This window comes from Serratia nevei, from assembly GCF_024160145.1.
GTDB classification, from domain to species: domain Bacteria; phylum Pseudomonadota; class Gammaproteobacteria; order Enterobacterales; family Enterobacteriaceae; genus Serratia; species Serratia nevei_A.
In genome coordinates this window covers 1-1,510 of sequence record NZ_JAMYWQ010000087.1, presented here as the reverse complement: position 1 = coordinate 1,510, position 1,510 = coordinate 1, and the positions used below count along the sequence as shown (strand labels likewise).

Here is a 1,510-nt window from a genome sequence, read left to right as displayed (position 1 = left end):
TGCATATTCCGACCCAAACCGATCATCAATTCCGATATAAGCCGATCGCACTTTACGATTTAATTCGATCATGGTTTCCGATTTAAACCGGCCAACTTTTACCACTCTTCGGAATCGGTGATCCTGGCTTCGGAATCCGTGATCGAATTGTCGGAATCCATGATCCTGACATCGGAATCCCGCGCTTTTCACTTTGAAAACAATGGACAACACTTTCTCCTGACAACGCATCTTCCGGAGGAGTGTCACCATGGCCAGACTGAGAACGCGGATGAGTAAAATCAAAGAAGTTTTACGCCTGAAATTTGACTGTCACCTGTCCAACAGGAGTATCGCGGTATGCCTGAACCTGGGCAGCAGCACCATCTCTGATATCGTGACCCGCTTCAAGGGCAGCAAATTGGTCTGGCCATTGCCGGAAGATGTCACCGAAACGCGTCTGGAGGCATTGCTTTATGCGGGGCGGCCCAGTGACTTCAATAAGCGCATGCCCAACTTCCCGTTGTGCCATCAGGAACTCAAACGAAAGGGCATGACCAAGATCTTGCTCTGGCAGGAGTACCAGCAGGAAAACGGCGATAATGCCTATGGATACAGCCAGTTCTGCAATCTTTATCGCGAGTGGCTGACGCTGCAAAAGCGCAGCATGCGTCAACACCACGTTGCCGGTGAAAAGGTGTTCCTGGACTTCTGTGGGCCGACTATCTCCATCATTAATCCAGACACGGGCGAAGTGCGCCAGGCGCAGATCTTCGTCGCCACACTGGGCGCCTCAAACTACACCTATGTTGAAGCCTGTGAAAACCAGCGCCAGGAAAGCTGGCTGATGGCGCATGTCAGGGCGTTCGAGTTCTTCGGCGGCATCCCGCAGTTGCTGGTACCGGATAACCTGAAATCCGCAGTCACGCGTGCCAACCGCTATGAGCCGGTGCTCAACGAGAACTACCGCAAGCTGGCCCGGCACTATAACACCGCCATCATCCCCGCGCGGCCCCGCAAGCCGAAGGACAAACCCAAGGTCGAAAACGCCGTGCAGGTTGTCGAGCGTTGGATCCTGATGCGGTTACGCCATGAGGTGTTCTCTACGCTGGCCGCCCTTAATCTGGCGATCGGGCGACTGTTGAAAGAACTGAATGAACGCCCGTTCAAACGTCTGCCCGGTTGCCGGCGAAGCTTGTTCGAACGTCTGGATAAACCCGCGCTGAAAGCGTTACCGCCGTACCGGTACGAATACGTTGATATCCGACGCGCCAAGGTGGGGCCGGATTACCACGTCCTGTACGGCACGCATGCCTACTCCGTTCCGCATGCACTCGTCGGCAGTCATATCGATATCGAAGCCGGAGCCCGCTTGATCCGCCTATACCACCGCGGCGTGTTGGTTGCCCAACACCCGCGCTCCGGGCAGCAGGGTGGCTTCACGACGCAGGCGGAGCACATGCCCGATGCCCATCGCCAGCAACGCTGGAGCCCGGACAGGCTGCTGTCATGGGGTGAAAGTATCGGCAGT

Annotated in this window: 1 protein-coding gene; it reads left to right on the top strand. The window is 55.8% G+C overall.

What is annotated here, in order from left to right; genetic code table 11:
* Nucleotides 1-250 precede the first annotated feature (250 nt).
* A partial coding sequence (gene istA / locus M6G53_RS24815) for an IS21 family transposase (RefSeq protein ID WP_253335200.1) occupies nucleotides 251-1,510 on the top strand: 1,260 nt, incomplete at its 3' end.